Consider the following 19,495-nt stretch of genomic DNA (forward strand, 5'->3'; position numbering starts at 1 on the left):
GCGAAGAGGCCGCTTCCTGTTATCGGAAGCGGCCTCCGCGGGGTTTTCGCCCGACGACGTCAGGCGTCCTCGGGGCTCGCCTGTTCCGCGCTCGTCGGGGGTGCGGGTCGGCGGTTCCGGCGCCCACGGCGGATCAGCCACACGATCAGCACGACGACACCGACGACCGCGAGCCACGGGAGGACGAAGCCCACCGCGATCACGAGGGCGTTGAGCGAGACGACGAGGCCATTCCATCCGGCGAGCAGACCGTCGGCGAATCCCGCGGGGTCGGCGGTGGTGGCCGTCGTCTCCCGGGTGAGTTGCACCTGAAGTGACGACATGGCGACCTGATCCTGCAGAGACTCGAGCTGCTGCTCATACGACTCGAGCTGCGCCTGCCGGTCGGTCAGTGCGACTTCTGCCTCGATCAGTTCGGAGACGCTGCCCGACTGCGACATCAGCTCGGTGAGACGATCGACGGAGGCCCGCGTGGAATCGACGCGCGCCTGGAGATCGATGGAAACCGACGTCACGTCCTGCTTCGTCGTGGACGATGAGAGGACCTCACCGGTTTCGCCGAGCGCGGCGATCACCTCCGGCAGATCCGCGGACGGTACGCGGATGCTGATCCAGCCGTACGCCGAGTCGGCGGGCGCAGGTTCCGACGTGGTGTCGAGGGCGACCGATTTCCCGACCTCGGTGCTCTCGACGTAGCCGTCGTGCTCCTCCGCGAGCGCGGCGATCGCCGACGCAGCGTCCGCGATGCTCTTCACCTGGACGGTCGCCTGCGCGGTCGCGATGATCTCGCGGTCGGCCTCGGCACTGTCGTTGCCGGCGACGGCGGAGTCGGAGACATTCCCGGGAAGCGATTCGGGTGCCGACTCGGACATCTGATCCGGGGATGAGGACGAGGAGTCCATCGAGACGCCGCCGGGGAGGCTTTCCCCATCGGCCGTCGACGATGCACTGCCGCCGACGGCGCCCAGTATCGGGGGAGTGACGAGGACGCCGACGACGAAGGCGGCGGCGATGCCGGCGCCGGTGAGCCAGCGCCGGCGGCGCTTCCTGGCGCGCTCGGACTTCGGATGCGCAGGGGAGCGTTCTGCGGCGATCTCGGTGAACACGGCGGTCTCCATGCGGGCGATGGTCTCGTCCGACAGCACGGGCAGATCGCTGCGGGGACTTTGGTCGTTCATGCGTCTCTCACTTCCTTCACGGCGCCGCGCAACCTGGTGCGCACTCGGGAGAGACGATTGCGGACGACCGCGTGCGTGATGCCCAGTTCTTCGGCCGCGGCGTGATAGGCATACCCCTCGGATGCGCAGAGGCGGAAGATCTCACGGTCGAGATCGTTCAGGGTGCCCACTTCGGCGGCGATCCGCGCGGCGAGCTCAGCCGTGATGACCTGTTCTTCCACGCTGACGGAGTCGGGGATCAGGGTCTCATCGACGGCGTCGGCGGTGTGCGCTTGATCACGGCGTCGCTGGCGCAGCCGGTTCGCGGCCTGGAAACGGCAGATCGTGGCCAGCCAGGGCAGGATCGACTCACCCTGGAGCTCGAGGGCGGGGAGCTTGCGCCAGGCGACGATGAAAGTCTCCTGGGCGACGTCCTCCGCGTCGGCGGGCGACGCGAGGATGCCCTGAGCGATCCAGTAGACCGGCCGCACGTGCGCGCGGTACAGCTCGCGGAAGGCGCTCTCGTCGCCGGCCGCGGCCTGCGCCGCCCATTTCTGATCACTCGTCTGCACGGGCATCCTGATTCCGTTCGGTGTCTCTCACCAGGGAAGTGTCGATCGCTGCCTCATCGTCTCAGATTCGGTCGTCGCGTTCGCGTGTTCGCTGTACCCGGGACGCCACGGCTCCGGTAGCATTGCCCGGGCGAGAGGGAGTATCCCGGATCCGCGCGTAACGTCATCACGAGCACCGTCATCGCTGCTCCGGGCGCGCGACGCACATCTGTGCGGGGGAGAGACTTTCGACTGATTCCCGACCCCTCCGCGAAAGGCCCGTGCGCCCTTGGAAATCCCTGTCTGGTTCGAGATCACCTCGATGGTCGTCCTCACGATCATCCTGATCGGCGATCTGCTCCTCATCCGGCTGCGGCCGCACATCCCCTCGACGAAGGAGTCCACCCTGTGGGTGGTCTTCTACGTGGGCCTCGCACTGCTGTTCGCGGTGCTCCTGGGTAATGTCGGAGGCTGGCAGAACGCCGGCGACTTCATCACCGGCTGGGCCCTCGAATACAGCCTGTCGATCGACAACCTCTTCGTCTTCGTCCTGATCATGGCTCAGTTCGCGGTACCACGACGCCTGCAGCAGCAGGTCCTCATGGTCGGCATCATCATCGCGCTGATCCTTCGTGGCCTCTTCATCCTCGCGGGTGTGGCGATCGTCGAGAACTTCTCGCCGATCTTCTACATCTTCGGTGCGTTCCTCATCTGGACGGCGATCCGTCAGGCCATGCCCGACGGCGACCACGAGGGCGAGGTCAAGCGTGAGAACTTCATCGTGCGGTTGCTGCGTCGCCGCGTCGACATCAGCGAGGAGTACGACGGATCGAAGATCCGCACCACGGTCAACGGCAAGCGCATGTGGACGCCCATGGTGATCGTCTTCATCACGATCGGTGTCACCGACCTGATCTTCGCGATCGACTCGATCCCCGCGATCTTCGAGATCACCACGAACGGCTTCCTCGTCTTCGCGGCCAACATCTTCGCGCTCATGGGTCTGCGCCAGCTCTACTTCCTGCTGGGTGACCTGCTCGATCGCCTCCGCTACCTGCACTACGGCATCGCGGTGATCCTCGGCTTCATCGGCATCAAGCTGATCCTGCACGCGCTGCACGTGAACGAGCTTCCGTTCATCAACGGCGGAGAGCACGTCGAGTGGGTTCCCGATATCAGCAACATGGTGTCGCTCGGCGTGATCCTGGCCTCGATGACCATCGCGACGGTCGCGAGTCTCATCGCCTCCTCGCGCGACAAGCGCGCGGAGAAGAAGGCCGCGCTCAGCGAATAGTCCTTGCGGCGGACCTGCGCGCTTCAGAACGCGCGCAGGTTCGCCTGCAGGCCGCCGTCTGCGTACTCGCGACGGAGGATGCCACGGCGGCGCAGGACGGGCACGAGCTCGTCGAGCGTGCGGTGCAGAGTGACGGGGTGGAAGTCACCCCAGAGCAGCACGCCGTCGTTGCCCCACTCGCCGAGTTCCTCGATCAGGTCGGCGAACTCCTCGGCCGTTCCCACGAAGCCGGAGCGGTCCGTGATCCGGCCCGTGCGTGCGAGCGCCGTCAGATGCGCGCGCAGCGGGGCATCCTCGCCGCGGTCTCCGATCAGACGCTGGATGCTTCCGCGCGAGACGTGGGCGCCGAAGATCGAGAGGTCGAGCGCCTTGTCGAGGTCGAGCGACGTCAGGTCGGTCTCGAGGTCGCTGGACTGCTTGCGGGCGATCTGCACCAGTGCTGCGTCGTCGGGGTGGGCGGAGGCGGCGACGATGCGGTCCGCCTCCTCGCTCGATGAGGCGATCACGGGCTGGATGGCGAACAGGATCTTGATGTCCTCGGGCCGCCGCCCCTTCGCGTTCGCCGCCTCGTGCACTCTGGCGCGGTAGTCGCGGACGGACTTCTCGTTCAACGGGGCCAGAGCGAGCTGGACATCGGAGTTCGCGCCCGCGAAGCCGAGTCCGCGCCCGGAACCGCCGGGGGAGACGATCGCGGGATCCGCGTCGGTGAACGGGAGGGCGTTGAGCGGGCCGTCGAAGGCGAAGTACTCGCCTCGGTGGCGGACCGGCTGCAGCTTCGCGCCGTCGGCGTAGACGCCTGTCTCTCGGTCGGCGACGAGTGCGCCGTCGCCCCAGCTGTGCCACAGGGCGCGGATGCCGGCGAGCCATTCCTCCGCCCGGTCGTACGCCTCGTCATGACCGAGCTGCGGCGCATCCGAGAAGTGCCGCGCGCTACCGGTGTCCGTGACCACGTTGAGACCGAGCCGATGCCCGCTCAGGTGCTGCAACGTCGCGAACTGGCGCGCCGCGGCGTACGGGAGGTACGCGGCGGGGTTGACGGTCGGCACCACGCCCAGGTGCCTCGTCGCCTGGAACAGGTACGGAGCGAGCAGGAGCGGATCGTGCTTGGGGCCGCCGAAAGCGTGGCGGACCCGCAGATCGATCGTGGACGGCGACCCCAACGATGGCGCATCCTCGATGATGACCAGATCGAAGCCCGCCTGCTCGAGGGTGCGAGCAGCGTCCTGATACACCTCGGGACGCGTCCAGTCGTAGTCCCAGTCGAGCGAGGGATAGCCCCACCCTTGCGGTCCGAAACCGCGCGCCAGGAACCAGCCGAAGTGCTGGGGGCGGCTCATGCCACCGTCTCCCGCACGCCCTGGAGCGCGTGCGACAGGTCGGCGATGAGGTCGTCCACGTCCTCGATGCCGATCGACAGACGCAGGGTGCCCGGTCGTACGCCGAGAACCTCGCGTTCCTCCTCGGTGCGCTGCGCATGACTCGTCGTCCCTGGATGCAGGACCAGGGAGCGGACATCGCCGATATGGGTCATGTGGGTGAAGACCTGCACGTTCTCGACGAATCGGCGTGCCGCGGGGAGCCCGCCGCGCAGGGTGAACGTGAAGATCGAACCGGATCCGCCATCGAGGTACCGCTTCCCGAGCTCGTGGTCAGGATGCGAGGGGAGCCCGACGTAGTCGACGCTCTCGACCGCGTCGTGCTGTTCCAGCCATCGGGCGATCTGGAGGGCGTTGCGAGACTGACGCTCCACGCGGAGGCCGAGCGTCTCCACACCCTGGCCGATCAGGAAGGCGTTCAGCGGAGACGGCGACGCTCCGAAACGCGGTGCCACCGACTCCCGGGCATAGGCGATGCGAGCGCGACCGCCGTGACGAGCGAAGACGCTGGGCGCGTCGCCGCGTCCGGGAAGGACGAGGTGCGGCGCGTTGTGTCCCGCGAGCTCGGCGTCGAAGCGACCGTCGTCGATGATCACGCCGCCGAGGACGGATCCGTGGCCGGCCAGGAACTTCGACGCGGAGTGGACGACGATCGCCGCGCCGTGCTCGATCGGTCGCAGCAGGGCCGGGGTCGCCAGGGTGTTGTCCACGATCAGCGGGATTGCGAAATCATCGGCGATGTCGCTGATGGCACGCACATCGAGCACATCGTTGCGCGCGTTCGCGAGCGACTCGGCGAACAGCGCGCGCGTGTTCGGCCGGATCGCCGCACGCCAGGGATCGGGGTCGGAGATTTCCTCGACGAACGTCACCTCGATGTCGAGACGCGCCAGGTTGTCGAGGAAGAGCCCCCTGGTGCCCTCATAGATGTGGGTGGAGGAGACGATGTGATCTCCGGCGCCCACGACGGTGAGCAGGGCGGTCGCGACCGCCGCCTGTCCGCTCGCGACCAGCACCGCGTCCGCGCCCGACTCCAGAGCTGCGAGCTGACGCTCCACGGCCCGAACCGTCGGGTTGCCCGTGCGGGTGTATCCGAAGCCGGTGCCCGTGCTGAAGTGGTCCGCTGCGTGATCGAAGTCATCGAACTCGAAGCCTGCCGTGAGGTAGATCGGGGTCGCGCGAGAGGACGCCGTCTCACGGCTTCTCGCCGCGTGGACCGCACGGGTGGCGAAGCGGGCGGTGTCGACGGTCATGCGGTGCCTCTCAGTCGTTCGGGTGTCAACAGAGTGTCATGACGGGTCGGCGCGCGTCCGAGCGGTGGTAATCTGACGTCATGCGGACCGTGCTCCTTCTTCTTAGCGGCCGCGACGAGACCTCGATCTGAGCCCCTCCTCGTCGCGGAGTCCATCGTGGGCCGAACCGCCAGCCACAGGAGACACGCAATGACCACCCCCGCAAACGGTGCCGATTCCGCACGCCGCCGGACCCTCGCCGAGAAGGTCTGGGACGACCACCTGGTCGTCAAGGGCGAGAACGGCGAACCCGACCTCATCTACATCGATCTGCACCTCGTGCACGAGGTCACCAGCCCGCAGGCGTTCGACGGCCTCCGCAGCGAGGGGCGGCCGCTGCGCCGTCTCGACCTGACGATCGCGACCGAGGACCACAACACCCCGACGCTGGAGATCCACAAGCCGATCGCCGACCTGACCAGCCGCACGCAGATCGAGACCCTGCGCCGCAACGCCGCCGAGTTCGGAGTGCGTCTGCACTCTCTCGGTGACGCGGAGCAGGGGATCGTGCACGTCGTGGGACCCCAGCTCGGACTGACGATGCCCGGTATCACGGTGGTCTGCGGCGACTCGCACACCTCGACGCACGGCGCGTTCGGAGCCATGGCGTTCGGCATCGGGACCAGCGAGGTCGAGCACGTCATGGCCACGCAGACACTGCCGCTGAAGCCGTTCAAGACGATGGCGATCAATGTCGACGGCATATTGCGCGAAGGCGTCACCGCGAAGGACATCATCCTCGCCGTGATCGCGAAGATCGGCACCGGCGGCGGTCAGGGCTACGTGCTCGAGTACCGCGGCAGCGCCATCCGCGCCCTCTCCATGGAGGGTCGGATGACGATCTGCAACATGTCGATCGAGGCGGGAGCACGGGCCGGGATGGTCGCTCCCGACGAGACCACGTTCGCCTACCTCGAGGGTCGTCCGCACGCACCGAAGGGCGCGGACTGGGACGACGCCGTCGCCTATTGGCGCACCCTGCCGACCGACGAGGGCGCGACGTTCGACGCCGAGGTCTTCATCGATGCCGACGAACTCGAGCCGTTCGTGACCTGGGGGACCAACCCCGGCCAGGGCAGCTCGCTGTCGTCGTCGGTGCCGAACCCCGCCGAGATCGTCGACCCGAACGAGCGGGCTGCCGCCGAGCGGGCGCTGGAGTACATGGCGCTGACGCCGGGCACCCCGCTCAAGGAGGTGCCGGTGGACGCGGTCTTCATGGGATCGTGCACCAACAGCCGCATCGAGGACCTGCGTGCCTTCGCCTCGATCATCCAGGGCAAGAAGAAGGCCGACGGCGTGCGCGTCATGGTCGTCCCCGGGTCCGCGCGCGTGCGCCTGGAGGCGGAGGCCGAAGGGCTCGACAAGGTCATCACGGACTTCGGAGCGGAATGGCGATTCGCCGGCTGCTCGATGTGTCTGGGCATGAATCCCGACCAGCTTGCGCCGGGGGAGCGCTGTGCTTCCACGTCGAACCGCAACTTCGAAGGACGACAGGGCAAGGGAGGGCGCACGCACCTTGTGTCGCCGCTCGTGGCCGCCGCGACCGCGATCCGCGGAACCCTTTCGAGCCCGAGCGACCTGATGGATGCATCGACAGGCTCAGCAACCCAGGAGGGAAACTGATGGAGAAGTTCATCACGCACACGGGCATCGCGGCACCGCTGAAGCGGTCGAACGTCGACACCGACCAGATCATCCCGGCTGTCTTCCTGAAGCGCGTCACGAAGACGGGTTTCGAGGATGCGCTGTTCCACGGCTGGCGCCAGGACCCCGAGTTCGTGCTCAACCAGGCGCCGTTCCAGGGTGCCTCGGTGCTGCTCGCCGGACCTGATTTCGGCACGGGATCCAGCCGCGAGCACGCGGTCTGGGCGCTGCGGGACTTCGGCTTCAAGGTCGTTCTCAGCCCTCGCTTCGCCGATATCTTCCGGGGGAACTCCGGCAAGCAGGGTCTGCTCGCGGCGACGATCTCGGAAGAGGATCTCGAACGTTTCTGGGCCGAGGTCGACCGGAATCCCGGGGTTCAGATGACCGTCGATCTCGAGGCACGGACCGCGTCGATCGGCGACGTCCAGGCCGAGATCGGGATCGACGATTACACTAGATGGCGGCTCCTCGAAGGGCTCGATGACATCGGGCTCACGCTGCGCAATGAAGACAAGATCGCGCAGTTCGAGGCCCGTCGCGAGTCGTGGCGGCCCCGAACCCTTCCCGTTCAGTAGACGGTGGGGGCGGGGGAGCCCAGGGGCAACCCGCCCCCGAAATCCGTAGATGAAGTGAGGCTCCGAATGACGACACCTGTGCGCGACGCTCTCCCGGACGGAGTCCCTGCACTCACCGGAGACGTCCTCGCCATTCGAGGCGGACGCCCGCTCCGCGGTCGCGTCGACGTCAAGGGGGCGAAGAACCTGGCGACCAAGGCCATGGTCGCCTCGCTCCTCGGCGAGACAGTGAGCACCCTGCGCGACGTGCCGGCGATCAGCGACGTCGCCGTCGTGCGCTCGCTGCTCGAGGTGCACGGTGTGCGCGTCAGCGAGGGCGATGAGCCCGGCTCCCTCGTCTTCGACCCGAGCGACGTCGAATCCGCCCACTTCGAGGAGATCGACGCGCACGCCGGTGCATCGCGCATTCCGATCCTGTTCTGCGGCCCGCTCCTGCACCGTCTCGGTCAGGCGTTCATCCCCGACCTCGGCGGATGCCGTATCGGGGATCGTCCGATCGACTTCCACCTGGACGCCCTCCGCAAGTTCGGCGCCATCGTGGAGAAGCTCCCCAGTGGCATCCGCCTCTCCACCGGCGGAGGTCGACTGCACGGGGCGAACATCCACCTCCCCTACCCGAGCGTCGGTGCGACCGAGCAGGTGCTGCTCACCGCCGTCCGAGCCGAGGGTGTCACGGAGCTGCGCAACGCCGCCATCGAGCCCGAGATCATGGATCTGATCGCGGTCCTCCAGAAGATGGGCGCGATCATCTCCTACGAGCCGAATCGCGTCATCGTCATCGAGGGCGTCGAGAAGCTCCGCGGCTACGACCACCGATCGATCTTCGACCGCAACGAGGCGGCGTCCTGGGCATCCGCGGCTCTGGCGACCGACGGCGAGATCTTCGTCGGCGGAGCCAAGCAGCAGGAGATGCTGACGTTCCTCAACGTCTTCCGCAAGGCGGGCGGCTGGTTCGACATCCAGGAGGACGGCATCCTCTTCCGCCGCGACGGCGAGATCAAGCCCGTCGTCGTCGAGACAGACGTGCACCCCGGCTTCATGACCGATTGGCAGCAGCCCCTCGTGGTGGCGCTGACGCAGGCGCACGGGCGTTCCGTGGTGCACGAGACGGTGTACGAGAACCGGATGGGTTTCACTGACGCGCTGGTCAAGATGGGCGCCGACATCGTCGTGCACCCGCACGGTCTGCAGGCCGGACCGCGTCGCGTGCCGCGCCGCGAGCTCGAGCAGGCCGCCGTCATCACCGGTCCGACGCCGCTGCACGGAGCCGAGATCGTGGTTCCCGACCTCCGCGGCGGTTACAGCCACGTGATCGCTGCCCTCACCGCCACCGGTGAGTCGCAAGTGTCGGGAGTCGACATCCTCAGCCGCGGCTACGAGAAGTTCCTCGCCAAGCTCGACGCGCTCGGCGCCGACTTCGACGTCATCCGGTGAGCCGGATGGCACGGCGGTCGGCGGAGACGACCAGGCCGAGCGTCTTCTGGCCGCTCGCCGCACTGGTGATCCCGCCGGTCGCGCTGATCGCGAAGATTCGCGTCTCCGGCGGCGAGAAACTCCCGCAGGAGGGGTCGTTCATCCTCGCGCCGAACCACTATTCGGAGTTCGATCCGCTCATCGTGGCGGTCGCCGTGTGGCGGATCGGTCGTGCGCCGCGGTTCATGGCGAAGGAGAGCCTCTTCAAGGTCCCGGTCCTCGGCTGGTTCCTGCGCCGTACGGGCATGATCCCGGTGGCACGCACCTCTTCCGCGGCGTCTGCGCGGCAGACGATGAAGCAGTCCGAGGAGCTGGTGGAGCACGGTCGCGGAGTGATCGTCTATCCCGAGGGAACCCTCACACGTGACCCCGACCTGTGGCCGATGCGCGGCAAGTCCGGTGCGGTGCGTCTGGCCCTCGCCGACGGCATCCCCCTGATCCCGATGGCGCAGTGGGGTACCCAGGCGATCATGGGGCGCTACCAGAAGGGCCTGAGCCTCTGGCCGCTGCGCAAGCCCGTGCGGGTGCTCGTCGGCGATCCTGTCGACGTGTCGGACCTGCGCGGACGCGCGGGCGAGCCGGCGGCGCTCACCGAGGCGACGAACCGCCTGATGAACGCGATCACGGCGCTCCTGGAAGAGCTGCGTGACGAGAAGGCACCGGCCGAGCGCTGGAACCCGGCAAACCATGGGCAGAAGGAGACAGGACGCCTTGACTCCTAAGAGAACAGCGCCTGTCGGGCCGCGCGTCACCGTCATCGGAGCCGGCAGCTGGGGGACGACCTTCGGCAAGATCCTCGCCGACGGCGGAGCCCAGGTGACGATGTGGGCACGCCGAGCCGAGCTCGCGCAGGAGATCAACGAGGCCAAGCGCAACTCCCGCTACCTGCCCGGCATCAATCTTCCCCGCACGATGGCCGCCACTCATGAGCTCGCGACATCGCTCGACGGCGTCGAACAGGTCTACCTGTCGGTGCCCAGCCAGTCACTGCGCGAGAACCTGAAGGCGCTGCGTCCGCTGCTCGCCGACAGCGACACCAAGGTCATCAGTCTCATGAAGGGTGTCGAGCGCGGCACCGGATTGCGCATGAGCCAGGTGATCCAGCAGGAGCTTCGCTGCGACCCCGACCGCATTGCCGTGGCGTCCGGTCCGAACCTCGCGCTGGAGATCGCCCGCGAGCAGCCGACCGCCGCCGTGATCTCCTCGCGCAGCCAGGAGACGGCCGAGATCGTCGCGCGTGCCGCCCGCAACAGCTATTTCCGCACGTTCGTGAACACCGACGTGATCGGCACCGAGTTCGGTGGAGTGCTCAAGAACCTGATCGCGGTCGCCATCGGCATCGTCGATGGCGTGGGCTACGGCGAGAACACCAAGGCGTCGATCATCACGAGAGGTCTCGTCGAGATGACGGACTTCGCCGTGGCGAACGGCGCGCATCCGGAGACGCTGCAGGGGCTCGCCGGCCTCGGTGACCTGATCGCCACCTGCCAGTCGCCGCTGAGCCGCAACAACACGGCCGGGCGCCTGCTCGGGCAGGGATACAGCTTCCAGGACGTCGTGAAGCAGATGCAGCAGACGGCGGAGGGGCTGGCATCGGTCGCGCCGATCCTGCAGCTCGCACGCGAGGCCGAGGTCGACATGCCCATCGTCGAGCAGGTGAAGATGGTGCTCGACGGCAAGATGGATCCGCGAGACATCGCACCCCACCTGACGACGGACGACGACACCCCGCAGGGTGAGAGGACCAACCATGGACAAGCAGACGGTGGTGGTGCTCTTCGGCGGGCGCTCCAGCGAGCATTCGATCAGTTCCGCAACGGCGGGGGGCGTGCTGGGCGCGATTGATCGCGACCGCTACACGGTGATCCCGGTGGGGATCACGCGCGAGGGGGCGTTCGTCCTGGAGGACGACGATCCCGCGAAGTTCCCCCTGGATGCGGCGCACCTTCCCGAGGTCGTCGACAACGGCACGCGCGTGCTGTGGCCCGAACCGGGCGGCGACCGCACGCTGCGTGTCGTGCAGGTCGACGGGTCGGTCGTCGGCTACGGCGCGGTCGACGTCGTGCTTCCGATCCTTCACGGGCAGCACGGCGAGGACGGCACGATCCAGGGGTACTTCGACACACTCGAGGTGCCCTATGCCGGCGGCGGTGTCCTCGACTCCGCCCTGTGCATGGACAAGCACTTCATGAAGATCGCCCTCCAGGCCGCAGGCATCTCGGTGGCACCCTGGGTGACCGTTCGCCGCGCCGACTGGGATCGGGATGCCGTGGACATCCGCGAGCTCGCCGCCGCCCTCGGGCTGCCGTTGTTCGTGAAGCCCGCCCGCGCGGGCTCGAGCGTCGGGGTGTCCAAGGTCGATGTCGCCGAGGAACTCGATGCGGCACTGGCGGTGGCGTTCGCCGAAGACGACAAGGTGCTCATCGAGACCGGTGTGAGCGGCCGCGAGATCGAAGTCGCCGTGCTGGAGACCGCCGAAGGCGTGCGTGCCTCTCTTCCGGGGGAGGTCGTGCTCACCTCGCGCGGGTTCTACGACTTCGAGGGCAAGTATCTCGGCGGTGACGGCGTCGATGTCGTCTGCCCGGCCGAGGTGAGCCCAGATGAGACGGCGGCCATCCAGGAGGCGGGCCTGCGCGCATTCGAGGCTGTCGACGGCCGCGGACTCGCCCGCGTCGACATGTTCCTGACCCCCGAGGGCGAGCTCGTCGTCAACGAGCTCAACACGATGCCGGGCTTCACGCCGATCTCGATGTTCCCGAAGTGCTGGGTGGCATCCGGCCTGAGCTACGGCGAACTGATTACCGAACTCATCGAGGCGGGTCTGCGCCGCTGACGTCGGCGCCTCCGCCCGCGGTCAGCTCGCGGGGAACTCGACGCGGTCGGTGCACTTCGCCGTCGCCGGCGCCAGTCCGGACTGGATGCTCGTGGAGATCGAGTCCACGATGGACTGGAAGTCGACCTGCTCGCCGCGACGGATGTTGACCTCGACGGCGGGCTCGCGCCCGTAGGTGACGAGGCGCTGCCGTTCCTCCTCCTGCTCGAGGACCAGCCAGTCGACACCCCCGAGTGTCGTGCAGACGAGCGCGGAGGGGGCGGGCGGCTCGACGCCGCAGCGCAGCGCGACCGTGGTGGGCTCGCCCCACGCTCCGGTCGCCTGGGCATCCGTCCACACCCGGTCGAAGCCGGCGACGCTGTCCGGCAGCAGTACCGAGACCGAGGCGCAGGCCGGATCGTTCGCATCATCGGCCGGTTCGAGGTGCACGGTCGTGGAGCATCCGGCGAGGGCGGCGGAGAGGATCACCGCGCCTGCGAGGGCAGCGAGGCGACGGGAACGGAGCATGCTTCCAGGCTACCTTTGACAGCATGCCCTCCCGACCCGATGCCGATGATCCGCGCCTGGGCGATGTCTCCGAAGGACGCATCCTGCAGGCGATCCTGACCCGCACCGCGCCGGCCGCGCATACCCTGATCGGGCCGGGTGATGATGCGGCCGTGATCGCGACGCCGTCGGGCAGCGTGGTGGCGACGACCGACACCCTCGTGCACGGACCCGACTTCCGCCTCGCGTGGTCCAGCGGGTACGACCTCGGCTGGAAGGCCGCGGCCGTGAACCTGGCGGATGTCGCGGCGATGGGGGCCCGGCCGACGGCACTCCTGGTCGCGCTTGCCGTTCCGCGGGATCTGCGTCTCTCGTTCGTCGAGCGCCTCGCCGACGGCTTCCGTGACGCGTGTGACGCGTTGGCGCCGGGCTGTGCGGTGGTCGGCGGAGACCTCACGGTGTCCGACGTGCTGACCATCGCGGTGACGGCGCTCGGGGATCTCGAAGGTCGCGCTCCGGTCACCCGCAGCGGCGCTCGTCCCGGTGACGTCGTCGCCGTCGCCGGCGAGCTGGGCCATGCTGCACGCGGGCTCGCCGTGCTGTTCGGACGTTTCCGCGACGGCGACGTGCCCGTGCCGGTCGATGTCGCGCAGCTGGCCGCTGGGGAGTCCGCGGCACTGGCCGCACAGTTGCGCCCCTCGCCTCCGATCGGGCTCGGCACTGTGGCGGCGACGGTCGGCGCCACCGCGATGATGGACATCTCCGACGGGCTCGCTCTCGATGCGCGCCGGATGGCGGCCGCGTCCGGAGTCACGATCGCTCTCGACCGCGCGGCGCTGGGCGCAGACCCGGAGCGGGCGATCGCCGGGGGAGAAGACCATGCGCTGCTCGCGACGTTCCCCGAGGGACTGCTCCCGCCCGGGTTCCGCGTGATCGGACGGGTCATCTCGCGCGGAGACGACGACCTGCTGTGCGACGGACTTCCCGTCGACCTCAGCGGATGGGATCCCTATCGGGACTGGGACTCGGTCTCCGGCTGATCATCGGCTGACGAGCTCTCGTCCGCCGCGGGCTCCGCCCACCAGAGTGTGGTGTCGCCGTAGGACTTCTCCCGGAACAGCTCCAGACCCGCGGCGCCGAAGTCCGGAGGCGTCGAGCGGCGTGCTCGTTCCACGACGACGACCGCGTCCGCCGACAGCAGCGGGGCGAGGGCGACGAGGTCGGCCGTCATGGTCGCGTCGTCGAGGTCGTAGGGCGGGTCGGTGAAGACCAGATCGAAGGGGCCGGTCGCGCGCTGCAGGAACGCATGGACCGTGCCCTCATGCACCCGACCGGTCGAGACGCCGCCCGCCTTGGCGACGACGGCGGCGTTGCGGCGGACGATGGCCGCCGCCTGGCGGCCTCGCTCGATCAGATCCGCACTGACGGCACCCCTGCTGAGCGCCTCGAGGCCCAGGGCGCCGGAGCCGGCATACAGGTCGAGGACGCGCGCGCCGCTGATGGCGCTCAGCGCCTCCAGCGCTCCGAAGAGCGACTCTCGGACGCGGTCGCTGGTCGGTCGCGTGCCGGCCCCCGGTACTTCCAGCCGGGCGCCCCTGGCAGCCCCTGCGATGATCCTCGTCACCACTTCACGATACGACAGCGCGAGTGCCCGGCGGTGTCGGTCGCGTTCCCTAGACTCGGAGCATGTCGCTCACGCTCGATTCCTCGTTGGAGGATGCGCTCGGTGCGGCGTCTGCCAAGACGCTCGGACGCGCTTTCGGCATGCAGAACGTGGGCGACCTGCTCTCGCACTACCCGCGGCGCTACGCCGATCCGGGTGAGCTGACACCGATCCGCGACCTGCCGCTCGGCGAGACGGTGACCATCGTCGCCGAGGTCCTGTCGTCGAGCTTCCGACGCATGCGCAATCGGCCGGGGGCGATGGTCGACGTGGTCATCGGCGATGGCATCGGGCGGATGTCCCTCACCTTCTTCGCGAAGAACGTCGGTGCGGCGGAGTGGCGTTCCAAAGACCTCGCGGTCGGCCGCCGTGGCGTGTTCTCCGGCAAGGTGGGGGAGTTCAACGGCGTCACCCAGTTCGCGCACCCCGAGTACGAGCTGTTCGACGATGAGGATTCCGCCCGACGGAGCGCTGACGCGCGTGCGGCGGTTCCGATCCCGATCTACCCCGCGACCTCGGCGATCCAGACATGGCAGATCGCTCGACTCGTCGGTCGGGTGCTGGACGATCTCGAGAAGGTGCCCGACCCGCTCACGGCCGAGATCCGGGAACGGGAAGAGCTGCTCACCGCCGACGAGGCACTCGAGCGGATCCATCGCCCGCGCACGCGCAACGACATCGATCCGGCGGTTCGCACCCTCCGCATGCACGAGGCACTCACGCTGCAGACCGCGCTCCTGCAGCAGCGCGATGCGGTGCGCGCGCTCTCCGCGACGTCGAGACCCGCCCGGCCGGGAGGGCTTCTCGAGCGCTTCGACGCCGCGATGCCCTACACGCTCACGCCGGATCAGGAGACCGTCGGGGCGCAGATCGCCACAGACCTCGTCGGCTCGTGGCCGATGAACCGGCTCGTTCAGGGTGAGGTCGGTTCCGGTAAGACGCTCGTCGCGCTGCGAGCGATGCTGCAGGTGGCCGAGAGCAGCGGACAGGCGGCGCTGATCGCTCCGACAGAGGTGCTGGCCGGCCAGCACCTGCGCTCGATCGCGAAGATGCTCGGTCCCGACCTCGCCCCGCAGCTGATGCCGACACTGCTCACGGGCCAGCTTCCGGCCGCGGAGCGACGTAAGGCTGCGCTCCGGGTCGCTTCGGGTCAATCGCTCATCGTCGTCGGCACGCATGCACTGCTCGGCGAGAGGACGACCTTCGCCGACCTCGGCCTCGTCGTGGTCGACGAGCAGCACCGGTTCGGAGTCGAGCAGCGGGAGGCCCTCCGCGCGAAGGGTTCGAGCCCCCACGCGCTGGTGCTCACGGCGACCCCCATCCCGCGGACGGTGGCGATGACCGTGTTCGGCGACCTCGACACCTCCGTCATCCGCACTATGCCGGCCGGTCGCGCGGGCATCGAGTCGTTCGTCGCCCCGTTGGCCGAGCACCCCGGATGGTTCAATCGCGTCTGGGAACGCGCTGCCGAGGAGATCGCCCAGGGGCGGCAGGTGTTCGCGGTGTGCGCGGCGATCGACACGACGAAGAAGACCGCAGAGCCGGCGGAGCCCTCCGCGCTGGTCCCGGATGGTTCATCCGGTCCCCGTTGGGGTGTGGTGCAGCTCGACGAGGCGCTCGCGACCCATCCCACCCTCGGCGGCATCCGTCGCGCTGTGCTGCATGGCCGGATGCCATCCGACGAGAAGGATGCCGTGATGCAGGCCTTCGCCCGGGGAGACATCGACCTGCTGCTGGCAACCACGGTGATCGAGGTCGGCGTCGATGTCCCCAACGCGTCCACGATGATCGTGCTCGACGCCGACCGATTCGGGGTCTCCCAGCTGCACCAATTGCGGGGGCGCGTGGGGCGAGGCGGTGTCCCCGGGCTCTGCCTGCTGGTCACAGAGGCGGAAGCCGGCTCGCTCGCTCGAGACCGTGTCGATGCCGTCGCGGCGACGCTCGACGGTTTCGCTCTCGCCGAGGTCGATCTCGAGCTGCGGGGCGAGGGCGACGTGCTCGGGGCGGCGCAGGCCGGCGTCCGCTCATCCCTCAAACTGCTGCGCGTCGTCAAGGATGCGGCGCTCATCACCCGCGCCCGTGAGGTGGCCGAGACGATCCTCGCTGACGACCCGACGCTCCAGCAGCACCCGGGTCTTCGCGACGCCATCGCTCGGCGGGTGACCGACGAAGATCGTGCGGCGCTCGCGAAGAACTGAGCTCCGTTCCTGCCCTAGGCTGGTGGCATGAGCAGCCGGATCGCCGTCGTCCCGGGTTCCTTCGATCCGCCGACCCTGGGTCATCTCGACGTGATCCGCCGAGCAGCAGCCCTGTATGACGAACTGCACGTGCTGGTGGTGCACAACCCCGGCAAAGAGGCGATGCTCCCGATCGCGCAGCGGCTTTCTCTCCTCGAGCGCTCGATCGCCGAGGACGGCATGCCGGGCAATATCGTGATCGGTTCGTGGAGCATGGGTCTCCTCGTGGATTATGCCCGCGATGTCGACGCAGGTGTTCTCGTTAAGGGCATCCGCTCGCAGATCGACGTCGCCTACGAGTCGCCGATGGCGATCGTCAACCGCCACCTCGCCGACATCGAGACCGTGTTCCTCCTGCCCGATCCGTCTCATGCGATGGTCTCGAGCTCGCTGGTGCGTCAGGTCGCATCGCTCGGCGGCGACGTGACACCGTTCGTTCCTCCCGCGGTGGCAGACTTCCTCGACACCGGTGGGCGCGGCATCTGAGTCCTCCTCGAGGACGACGGTCAGCCCGGCCGCAGGTGCAGCCGAGTAGCATGGAACAGTGCGCTCTCGAATGAACGGCCCTTTCGTGCTCCCCGTCCGTGACATCGTCCGACGTCCGGGAGAGATGCGGGAACACGAGTTCACCGTGGCTCTCAAAGAGACGTGGGGGGAGGGAATCGTCACCTTCGAAGCGGGCTCGGACATCGATCTCGATGTGCGTCTGGAGTCGGTCCACGAGGGCATCCTGGTGTCCGGAACCGCCGATGCGGAGTATGTCGGCGTGTGCGGCAGATGCCTGATCGACATCGCCCGGCCCGTCGAAGTCGAGTTCCAGGAGCTTTTCGCGTATCCTGGTGAGGAAGAAACTGACTTCGAGGTTCAAGACGACCACGTGGATCTTGAAACTCTCGTCAGGGATGCGGCCGTATTGTCGCTTCCTTTTCAGCCGGTGTGTCAGCCGGATTGCCCGGGTCTCGACCCGAAAACGGGTGAACGACTGGCCATGAGCACCGGAACGGAGCAGGTGGCTCCCATCGATCCTCGGTGGAGCGCGCTCCAGAACATCACAGACCAAGACGGCACGGAAGAATCTCGTGCCGCCGAGAAAGAAGAGAGCTAGTCATGGCTGGTAACCCCCCGAAGCGCAAGGTTTCCCGTTCGAACACCCGCTCGCGCCGCGCGCAGTGGAAGGCGGCTCCCGTCGCCCTTGTGAAGACCATCGAGAACGGCCAGGTCGTCTACAGCCGTCCCCACCAGGCGAAGGTCGTCACAGACTCGCAGGGCACCGAGCTCTTCCTCGAGTACAAGGGCCGCAAGGTCGCCGACGTCTGAGTCGCGTACCGTGACGGAGGTCCCCGGGGGGACGAGACCTCTCCCAGATAAGCTCCGCGTCGATATCGACGCGGAGCTTCTGGAGTTGGCCCTCACCCACCGCTCCTACGCGTACGAACACGGCGGGATCCCGCACAACGAGCGCCTGGAGTTCCTCGGCGACTCGGTGCTGGGTCAGGCCGTGACGGTGATGCTCTTCACCACGCACCCCGACCTCGACGAAGGTGAACTGGCGAAGCGGCGCGCGAGCGTCGTCTCCACCGTCGCTCTCGCGGAGGTCGCTCGCGGCATCGATCTCGGAAGTCATCTGCTGCTCGGACGCGGTGAGGAGCAGACCGGTGGTCGGGACAAGGACTCGATCTTGGCCGACACGATGGAAGCCGTGATCGGCGCGACGTATCTGTCGGCCGGTCCGGAGGCCGCCACAGCGCTCGTGCTGCGGTTGACCAAGCCTCTTCTCGCAGATCCGGAACGCTATGGCGCAGCCATGGATCCGAAGACCAGCCTGCAAGAGCTCGCCGCTCGCGTCGGCGCGACGCCTCCGCAGTACTCCGTGGAAGCGAGTGGCCCGGATCATGACCGCCGCTTCACCGCCACGGTGTCTGTCGGCGACGTCAGCATGACCGGCCGCGGGAGCAGCAAGAAGACCGCTGAGATGGCGGCGGCCCTCAGCGCCTGGCGCACGCTCAGCGAGCGTGCCTGAGCTTCCCGAGGTCGAGGTCGTCCGCGCCGGCCTCGAGCCGGCCGCCGTCGGTTCCCTGATCACCTCGGTCAGCGTCTTCGATGAGCGTGCGCTCACCCGCCACACGGCCGGCGCCGCCGATTTCGTCGGCAGGTTGGAGGGGAGGAGCTTCACCGCGGCTTCCCGCCGCGGAAAGTTCCTCTGGCTCCCGCTCGACGATTCCCGGTCGGCGTTGATCGCACACCTCGGCATGAGCGGGCAGATGCTGCTTCGGGCGCCTGACGCCGATGCGGAACGGCACGAGCGCGTGCGGATCGGCATCGAGCACCCCGCGCACGGCGAACTGGCCATCGTTTTCGCCGACCAACGCACCTTCGGCTCTCTCGCCGTGGATGCGCTGATCGACGACGGGGAGTCGCCGATTCCGACGCAGGTCGCGCACATCGCGCGCGACCCCATGGACGAGAAGTTCGATGACAGGACGTTCCGCGCGGCGCTTGCGCGGCGCGGCAGCGCGATCAAGCGCGTGCTCCTGGATCAGGGCGTCGTGAGCGGAATCGGCAACATCTACGCCGACGAGTCGCTCTGGGCAGCACGTATCCATCCGGAGACACCGGCGAACCAGCTCTCCACCCGGGCCGTCCACCGTCTGGTGGCCGAGGTGCGGATCGTGCTTGCGAAGGCGTTGGCCGAGGGCGGGACGAGCTTCGACGCCCAGTACGTCAACGTGAACGGGCAGGCGGGCTACTTCGCGCATTCTCTGAATGCGTACGGCAAACAGGGCACACCCTGCCCGCGCTGTGGAACCGACATCGTGCGCGAGAGCTTCATGAACCGGGGCTCGCACTTCTGCCCGTCCTGCCAACGACGTCGCTGACCTGCCCCCGACGGAGCAGGTCAGCGGCGTCGCGGTCG

20 protein-coding genes are annotated in these 19,495 nt (G+C 68.1%); 14 read left to right on the top strand and 6 right to left on the bottom strand.

What is annotated here, in order from left to right:
• Window positions 1-59: 59 nt before the first annotated feature.
• Together ACFC14_RS13785 and ACFC14_RS13790 are read right to left on the bottom strand one after the other, a co-directional pair.
• Window positions 60-1,178: a DUF4349 domain-containing protein gene (locus ACFC14_RS13785; RefSeq protein ID WP_376105502.1), complete on the bottom strand. Its 1,119-nt coding sequence runs from the start codon at window positions 1,176-1,178 to the stop codon at window positions 60-62.
• Window positions 1,175-1,735, bottom strand: coding sequence for an RNA polymerase sigma factor (locus ACFC14_RS13790; RefSeq protein ID WP_376105505.1), 561 nt, complete (start codon window positions 1,733-1,735; stop codon window positions 1,175-1,177). Before ACFC14_RS13790 ends, ACFC14_RS13785 begins: the two co-directional genes overlap by 4 nt.
• Before the next feature lie 262 nt (window positions 1,736-1,997).
• On the opposite strand from ACFC14_RS13790, the gene ACFC14_RS13795 reads away from it, so the two are divergent.
• On the top strand, window positions 1,998-3,002 hold the full coding sequence (locus ACFC14_RS13795; protein WP_376105508.1) for a TerC/Alx family metal homeostasis membrane protein: 1,005 nt from the start codon (window positions 1,998-2,000) through the stop codon (window positions 3,000-3,002).
• 23 nt (window positions 3,003-3,025) lie between these two features.
• Here the strand turns inward: ACFC14_RS13795 and ACFC14_RS13800 are convergent, their stop codons facing one another.
• The gene (locus ACFC14_RS13800) at window positions 3,026-4,339 is read right to left on the bottom strand and encodes an LLM class flavin-dependent oxidoreductase (protein ID WP_376105511.1); all 1,314 of its coding nucleotides are present in this window, start codon (window positions 4,337-4,339) and stop codon (window positions 3,026-3,028) included.
• On the bottom strand, window positions 4,336-5,631 hold the full coding sequence (locus ACFC14_RS13805) for an O-acetylhomoserine aminocarboxypropyltransferase/cysteine synthase family protein (RefSeq protein ID WP_376105513.1): 1,296 nt from the start codon (window positions 5,629-5,631) through the stop codon (window positions 4,336-4,338). The genes ACFC14_RS13800 and ACFC14_RS13805 overlap by 4 nt, the downstream gene beginning before the upstream one ends.
• A gap of 189 nt (window positions 5,632-5,820) precedes the next feature.
• On the opposite strand from ACFC14_RS13805, the gene leuC reads away from it, so the two are divergent.
• The 6 genes from leuC to ACFC14_RS13835 all read left to right on the top strand — a co-directional run bounded on the left by leuC (window position 5,821) and on the right by ACFC14_RS13835 (window position 12,195).
• Window positions 5,821-7,293, top strand: coding sequence for a 3-isopropylmalate dehydratase large subunit (gene leuC / locus ACFC14_RS13810; RefSeq protein WP_376105516.1), 1,473 nt, complete (start codon window positions 5,821-5,823; stop codon window positions 7,291-7,293).
• Entirely contained in the window at window positions 7,293-7,889 is a 597-nt protein-coding gene (gene leuD, locus ACFC14_RS13815) for a 3-isopropylmalate dehydratase small subunit (RefSeq protein ID WP_376105518.1), read from the top strand. The genes leuC and leuD overlap by 1 nt, the downstream gene beginning before the upstream one ends.
• A 66-nt stretch (window positions 7,890-7,955) precedes the next feature.
• Window positions 7,956-9,323 (top strand): UDP-N-acetylglucosamine 1-carboxyvinyltransferase, encoded by a 1,368-nt coding sequence (gene murA, locus ACFC14_RS13820; protein ID WP_376105521.1) that lies wholly within the window; start codon window positions 7,956-7,958, stop codon window positions 9,321-9,323.
• A gap of 5 nt (window positions 9,324-9,328) precedes the next feature.
• Window positions 9,329-10,084: a lysophospholipid acyltransferase family protein gene (locus ACFC14_RS13825; protein ID WP_376105523.1), complete on the top strand. Its 756-nt coding sequence runs from the start codon at window positions 9,329-9,331 to the stop codon at window positions 10,082-10,084.
• Window positions 10,050-11,207, top strand: coding sequence for an NAD(P)H-dependent glycerol-3-phosphate dehydrogenase (locus ACFC14_RS13830; protein WP_376105526.1), 1,158 nt, complete (start codon window positions 10,050-10,052; stop codon window positions 11,205-11,207). The genes ACFC14_RS13825 and ACFC14_RS13830 overlap by 35 nt, the downstream gene beginning before the upstream one ends.
• Window positions 11,113-12,195, top strand: a complete 1,083-nt coding sequence (locus ACFC14_RS13835; protein WP_376105529.1) for a D-alanine--D-alanine ligase family protein — start codon at window positions 11,113-11,115, stop codon at window positions 12,193-12,195. Before ACFC14_RS13830 ends, ACFC14_RS13835 begins: the two co-directional genes overlap by 95 nt.
• Window positions 12,196-12,216: 21 nt before the next feature.
• On the opposite strand, the gene ACFC14_RS13840 is transcribed toward ACFC14_RS13835, so the two are convergent.
• On the bottom strand, window positions 12,217-12,702 hold the full coding sequence (locus tag ACFC14_RS13840; protein WP_376105532.1) for a DUF3515 family protein: 486 nt from the start codon (window positions 12,700-12,702) through the stop codon (window positions 12,217-12,219).
• Between the two features lie 23 nt (window positions 12,703-12,725).
• On the opposite strand from ACFC14_RS13840, the gene thiL reads away from it, so the two are divergent.
• Entirely contained in the window at window positions 12,726-13,721 is a 996-nt protein-coding gene (gene thiL, locus ACFC14_RS13845; RefSeq protein WP_376105534.1) for a thiamine-phosphate kinase, read from the top strand.
• On the opposite strand, the gene rsmD is transcribed toward thiL, so the two are convergent.
• A complete protein-coding gene (rsmD, locus tag ACFC14_RS13850) occupies window positions 13,691-14,305 on the bottom strand; it encodes a 16S rRNA (guanine(966)-N(2))-methyltransferase RsmD (RefSeq protein ID WP_376105537.1) in 615 nt (204 codons plus the stop codon). The genes thiL and rsmD overlap by 31 nt on opposite strands.
• 62 nt (window positions 14,306-14,367) lie before the next feature.
• On the opposite strand from rsmD, the gene ACFC14_RS13855 reads away from it, so the two are divergent.
• The 6 genes from ACFC14_RS13855 to mutM all read left to right on the top strand — a co-directional run bounded on the left by ACFC14_RS13855 (window position 14,368) and on the right by mutM (window position 19,457).
• Window positions 14,368-16,542 (top strand): ATP-dependent DNA helicase RecG, encoded by a 2,175-nt coding sequence (locus ACFC14_RS13855; RefSeq protein WP_376105540.1) that lies wholly within the window; start codon window positions 14,368-14,370, stop codon window positions 16,540-16,542.
• A 27-nt stretch (window positions 16,543-16,569) separates the two neighbouring features.
• Window positions 16,570-17,067, top strand: a complete 498-nt coding sequence (gene coaD, locus ACFC14_RS13860; RefSeq protein WP_136043793.1) for a pantetheine-phosphate adenylyltransferase — start codon at window positions 16,570-16,572, stop codon at window positions 17,065-17,067.
• 70 nt (window positions 17,068-17,137) lie between these two features.
• Window positions 17,138-17,686 (top strand): DUF177 domain-containing protein, encoded by a 549-nt coding sequence (locus tag ACFC14_RS13865; RefSeq protein WP_136044039.1) that lies wholly within the window; start codon window positions 17,138-17,140, stop codon window positions 17,684-17,686.
• 2 nt (window positions 17,687-17,688) lie between these two features.
• On the top strand, window positions 17,689-17,898 hold the full coding sequence (rpmF, locus tag ACFC14_RS13870; protein ID WP_017830754.1) for a 50S ribosomal protein L32: 210 nt from the start codon (window positions 17,689-17,691) through the stop codon (window positions 17,896-17,898).
• 10 nt (window positions 17,899-17,908) lie between these two features.
• The gene (rnc, locus tag ACFC14_RS13875) at window positions 17,909-18,601 is read left to right on the top strand and encodes a ribonuclease III (protein WP_136043795.1); all 693 of its coding nucleotides are present in this window, start codon (window positions 17,909-17,911) and stop codon (window positions 18,599-18,601) included.
• Complete coding sequence (mutM, locus tag ACFC14_RS13880; protein WP_376105547.1) at window positions 18,594-19,457, top strand: bifunctional DNA-formamidopyrimidine glycosylase/DNA-(apurinic or apyrimidinic site) lyase; 864 nt, start codon at window positions 18,594-18,596, stop codon at window positions 19,455-19,457. Before rnc ends, mutM begins: the two co-directional genes overlap by 8 nt.
• Window positions 19,458-19,495 lie beyond the last annotated feature (38 nt).

This window comes from Microbacterium sp. NPDC055988 (assembly GCF_042269505.1).
In the GTDB taxonomy this organism is placed as follows: domain Bacteria; phylum Actinomycetota; class Actinomycetes; order Actinomycetales; family Microbacteriaceae; genus Microbacterium.